At 66.4% G+C, this 4,492-nt stretch carries 6 protein-coding genes and 1 pseudogene; 5 read left to right on the top strand and 2 right to left on the bottom strand.

Going from position 1 to position 4,492, the window contains the following annotated elements; genetic code table 11:
- Positions 1 to 211: 211 nt before the first annotated feature.
- On the bottom strand, positions 212 to 367 hold the full coding sequence (locus tag BM414_RS29955) for a hypothetical protein (protein ID WP_175551897.1): 156 nt from the start codon (positions 365 to 367) through the stop codon (positions 212 to 214).
- Between the two features lie 379 nt (positions 368 to 746).
- Between BM414_RS29955 and BM414_RS28050 the strand changes: the two genes are divergently transcribed.
- From BM414_RS28050 to BM414_RS28035, 5 genes are all read left to right on the top strand, one after another.
- The gene (locus BM414_RS28050; RefSeq protein WP_139246134.1) at positions 747 to 1,208 is read left to right on the top strand and encodes an allene oxide cyclase barrel-like domain-containing protein; all 462 of its coding nucleotides are present in this window, start codon (positions 747 to 749) and stop codon (positions 1,206 to 1,208) included.
- Positions 1,209 to 1,304: 96 nt separating this feature from the next.
- Complete coding sequence (locus BM414_RS28045) at positions 1,305 to 1,985, top strand: SAM-dependent methyltransferase (RefSeq protein ID WP_093585320.1); 681 nt, start codon at positions 1,305 to 1,307, stop codon at positions 1,983 to 1,985.
- A gap of 74 nt (positions 1,986 to 2,059) precedes the next feature.
- A complete protein-coding gene (locus BM414_RS28920) occupies positions 2,060 to 2,506 on the top strand; it encodes a hypothetical protein (protein ID WP_139246132.1) in 447 nt (148 codons plus the stop codon).
- 139 nt (positions 2,507 to 2,645) lie between these two features.
- A complete protein-coding gene (locus tag BM414_RS28040; RefSeq protein ID WP_093585317.1) occupies positions 2,646 to 2,948 on the top strand; it encodes a hypothetical protein in 303 nt (100 codons plus the stop codon).
- A 78-nt stretch (positions 2,949 to 3,026) separates the two neighbouring features.
- Positions 3,027 to 3,710, top strand: a complete 684-nt coding sequence (locus tag BM414_RS28035; RefSeq protein ID WP_093585314.1) for a zinc metalloprotease — start codon at positions 3,027 to 3,029, stop codon at positions 3,708 to 3,710.
- Between the two features lie 624 nt (positions 3,711 to 4,334).
- On the opposite strand, the pseudogene BM414_RS28915 reads toward BM414_RS28035, so the two are convergent.
- Positions 4,335 to 4,492: pseudogene (locus BM414_RS28915) on the bottom strand (IS701 family transposase); the annotation flags it as partial.

The raw sequence follows: 4,492 nt of genomic DNA, 5'->3' as shown, positions 1-4,492 counted from the left end.
TGGCGCTGGACGTCGTGGCGCTGGACGGCGCAGTCGACGTGGAAGGGGCGCTGGTAGTCACCGCGGTCGTAGTGGCGGGAGCAGATCGGGTGCAGCCGGCCAGCACCACCGCACCCGCTCCGGCGAGGAAGTCCCGTCTGCGCATGCCGCCAGACTTGGGCAGACCGATCGGTCGGGCAAGTCGCCCCGCCGCTGCGTCGAGGGCCGAGTTCTACTGGTAGGTGACCAGTTGTGGGGTGGGGTGGACCTGGGCGATGGTCTGGTCGGGGGTCAGTGTTGGGGAGTCCTCGTCGTAGAAGTTCTTCCAGCCCCAGTACAGCGGCGCGGGGACGTCCTGGTGCAGCACCTGCCAGGTGTCCTGCTTCATCGGCTGGGTGTCTGACGACAAGACCCACGCCGTGGTCGATGGCCCGCGGCCGACCGCTGGTCATCGCCGTGACCCCCAGCCACGCCGGTGTCCCTAGGCGGTCCACTCAGAGACACTCCGTCCGCTGGGCGGTGCCCGAACACGACAACCCCCGATTTCAGCTGCCACGTCCAGGCCGCCGCGCTGCTTCAGCCTGTTCCTTCAGCGGCTACGGGCGGACCCGGGCGGTGACCGCCGCGCTGCGTCCACGGGACTGAGCGCCCGGGTCATTGACTCCGCGCCGACGCCGCGAGGAGCCTCCTCTCTCCGGGCAGGCCCGGTGAGGTGGGCGACGGTGCGCCCTGGTGAGGAGGACAGCATGCAGCGCACGCGGCGTGTCGTGGCAGTCGGAACCGTGGTGGTGGCCTCAGCCCTCCTCGTCCCGGGGGCCGTGGCCAGTGCCGGCGGGGACGACCGCGGTGGGGGTCACGGCCACGAGACCACCCTGCAGTTCGACGTCGAGTTCAGCCCGTTCAACCTCGTCGACCTGGCGGAGCCGGGACTCTCGGCCGGTGACGTGATCGTCTTCGACGACGTCCTCCTGCAGGACGGCGAGCAGGTCGGTGGCATGGCCGGGACGTGCGTCCTTATCGACGCGACGCCCCTCGCCAACTGCACCGGGGTCGTGACGTTGGATGAGCAGGACACCATCACCTTCGCGTTCCTGAACGCGCCACCACCGGAGAAGATCTTTGCCATCACCGGAGGGTCGGGGACCTACCGGACCGCACAGGGTGACGGCCTGCTCGTCGAGTTCGGGGACGGTACCGGGGCGCTCACCCTGAACGTGATCAGCAGGTGAGCTCTCGGGCGCTCGAGCCGCCCGTCACCTAGAGCGAACCTGCAGGCTTCTCGAGCAATGGGGCATCGGGCACGGCGAGTCATCTGTGAGGCGGCCATGGACTCTCCCAAAGCCTCGGAGGCATCGAGCGCGGCGCCGCTGAGCGACCAGCCTGCCCAGGCAAGCATCGCCCGGGTCTACGACGCGGCCCTCGGAGGCACCGACAACTTCCCGATCGACCGCCAGGTACTCGAGCAGGTGCGCAAAGTAGCACCCGAGGTCAACGACCTCGCCTGGTCGAACCGCAGATTCCTGGGTCGGGCCGTGCGGTTCCTCACCGACCAGGGCGGTATTCACCAGTTCCTCGACTGCGGCTCGGGACTGCCCACCGCGGAGAACACCCATCAGATTGCACGTCGAATCGACCCCGCGGCACGAGTCGTCTACATCGATAACGACCCCGCGGTCGTCGCGCAGAGCGAAGCGCTGCTCGCCGACGACGAGTTGTGCCGCGTCGTGGACGCCGACATCTTCCAGCCAGCCCGGGTACTCGGGAGCAAGACCATCCGCAGCCACCTCGACTTCTCCCGGCCGCTGGCGCTACTGCAGGTGGGAACACTGCACCACTACGTCGGAGACGACGGCGCCGAACTGATGCGGCAGTACATCGACGCTCTTGGAGCAGCACGGGATGCAAGCGCCGTCGTCGACAGTAGTTGTTGTTGGGCCAGCACAGGCAGGCGAGGACGTGCTCACACTCAGCGTCGCCGAACCCTCCCGAGCCGGCGTCGTTTTTGACGTGATCGGTATCCCCATCCACTGATTAGCAAGATGCGAACGCACATGAGGCCCGTGATGCCTAAGGAGACCCAATGCCTCCTCCGATACCACTGGACGAGCAGCCACCGGTCATTCGAATCCCGGTCGCCGGCTCCGCACCGTTCAACACGCTCGCCGTGGTGTGGGCGGTTGGCCTCGGGACTCTGGCTCCGGCGGACGGGAAGTTGCACAAATTTCGAGTCACATGGCCCACCAATCTGGTTCTCACCGGCTACGATCCGCTCCGGCCCGAGCAACAGCGAGTACTCCACTCGAGCTCAGCCTGGATAAGAACAACTGCGATTGACCCCCAAAGCGGAATCTTCAGCGACGCGAACACCAGTTTCACCTCCGCCGTCGATGAGGTGCAGGCCGAGTCCAAACTCGACGAGGACGGACGCTGGCACATCAGCGTGGACGTCGCCAGTTCAGCGGTCGACGCCAACACGGTGACGCAAGTGGAGATAAGCAGTTGGGTCCTGTGCTGGGAACCGAGATGAGATTCGCCCGCCGACTTCGGCTGACCACTCGGTCCGTAAGGCCCTTCTCTGGGGTCGTGCGACAGCCCATCACCCACCGATCCCTGGTCCACAGACAGCAGCGCGACATGTACCCGAGCCATCGACGTCAGGCAGTCGCATGACACGAGCCGTCATCGCACTTCCGCCGAACGTCCCGGCTGCGGCGTTGTCCGGCGCATGGAGCCTGCCAGGAGTTCAGCCCGTCGCACTGCTCGAAGATGCGGTCGCCATCCTCGAGGTGCCCGACGCACTGCTGGCTACCCTGGGCCAACTGCCCGGCATCGCTCTCGCCGCCATCGACGCAGTCCCGAATCTCAACGCGCTGGACCTCGCCCCGACAGCCCGTCCCTGGGTGGAGGCCTGGAACCGGCTGCTGGATCCCCAGTATCTGGCGGCGATGGCGACCAGACTGTCGACCTAGCTGGACACCGACGTTCTGTGCAGTATCTCGGGACAAGCACTGGCGCCAGCCAGCGCGCTTCCGACGCTCACCGAGACGGTGGCCGTCGGCCTCCTGACCGTGGACGGGCCGGCCGAGGCCCAGTTGCAAGCCTCGGAGTACCAGGACATCACCGTCGGCATGTTGCACGCCTTCGACATCCTCTATCACAATGCGCCGTCGGCCCGACTCGTGTTCCTCGTTGAGCACCGGCGAACCGCCGCGTCGGTGCCACCCTTCATCGTCCCGGCCCCGGTACCGGGCCAGACGTCCTGGGACCAGCTCGAGAACCGTGAACGCATCTGGCGCGACCCGGCCCTTCAGTCGACCGGCCTCGCCACCGGCTTCGCCGGCCTAGATCAGTACCGCAACCAGCTTATGACGAAACCCTGGGTGGTGGGGACGCCGCAGAAGTCCATCATTGCCGTCGTCACAAAATACAACACCGGCTGGTTCGCATATGCCGCGAGCGGGCGTTTCGTCATACAGCTTCCCTGGACCACCAGTCAGGTGGGACCTGACAACGTCGACAGGGTCATGGCGCACGAGGCATGCCACTTGTTCGGCGGGCTGGACGAATATCAGCCGTGCAGTCCAGGCGCGACGAGCGGACCATTCGCTGCTGCCAACGGAAACTGCCTGATCAGTCCGCTAGTTCCGCACGTCGCCTGCCTGATGGGAGGCGAGTCCGACGACATGTGTGCGTGGACCAAGGCCCACGTCGGTTGGCAACCGTTCCCATAAGCCATGCTCGGTCGGAACGCAACACACCGACGTGATCCCGAAGCAATTGATGTGATCTTCGACGTTGCGCTTCGGGCCGGCTGGACCGGCTGATTGATGTCCCCGACTGGCCCACTGGGGGACGCTGCAATGCGCGCCATACGCTCGCCTTGTGCGTCCGGCGAGGACAGGACCAAGCTGTCATGCGACTCGACGCCGATCTTGTTCGTCAGCCCGAGTGGCTAGGAGGCAGCCGTGACGATCCGGTAGCTGACTGACGGGGACCGGGCAGGGCTGGCGCGTATCCAGCGCGAGTGCCTGAAGCGCGGCGAGCTGTTCTCCATCTACTGCCGATGGCTCGATGAGCGCGCTGGGCGCCCGGGGGAGGTGGTCAGGACCCCGTCGTTATCGCCTGAAACGGAGGCGCGGCTGCTGGAGTTGCTGCGGCAGCAGAACGCCTTCAACTGACCCTGGGCTAGTACTGCAACGGCAGTTATGGCGGTGCCTGTCCGCGGGCTCGGTAGTGGGCGGCGCGGGCCTGGGCCTGGCGTCGTCGACGCCACCAGGACCAGTCGGCGGTGTGGTCGAGGTCGGGCCGCGGTGTATGGATGAGGGTGTTGAGCAGGCGGCGGAGCTCGGGCACGGTCAGCGCGATGAGCTGCTCGGTTGCGGCTGCAGACCCCCCTTTTCCGCGCTGGCGCGGGTGGCACTCAGATAGGCGTGGGCGAGCATTGCCAGGGTGATGTGCCGATACCAGGCGGTGTAGTCCCGCACCTGGTAGGAGGCCAGCCCGGCCTCGTTCT

The organism is Geodermatophilus amargosae, assembly GCF_900116515.1.
GTDB classification, from domain to species: domain Bacteria; phylum Actinomycetota; class Actinomycetes; order Mycobacteriales; family Geodermatophilaceae; genus Geodermatophilus; species Geodermatophilus amargosae.
Note: the sequence above shows the minus strand (reverse complement) of the source record. Positions and strands in the feature narration are given on the sequence as shown.

What these genes read in the sequence shown, in the direction of transcription:
- BM414_RS29955 (WP_175551897.1), bottom strand. Translation starts at nt 367, where the DNA reads ATGAAGCAGGACACCTGGCAGGTGCTGCACCAGGACGTCCCCGCGCCG.
- BM414_RS28045 (WP_093585320.1), top strand. Translation starts at nt 1,305, where the DNA reads ATGGACTCTCCCAAAGCCTCGGAGGCATCGAGCGCGGCGCCGCTGAGC.
- BM414_RS28920 (WP_139246132.1), top strand. Translation starts at nt 2,060, where the DNA reads ATGCCTCCTCCGATACCACTGGACGAGCAGCCACCGGTCATTCGAATC.
- BM414_RS28040 (WP_093585317.1), top strand. Translation starts at nt 2,646, where the DNA reads ATGACACGAGCCGTCATCGCACTTCCGCCGAACGTCCCGGCTGCGGCG.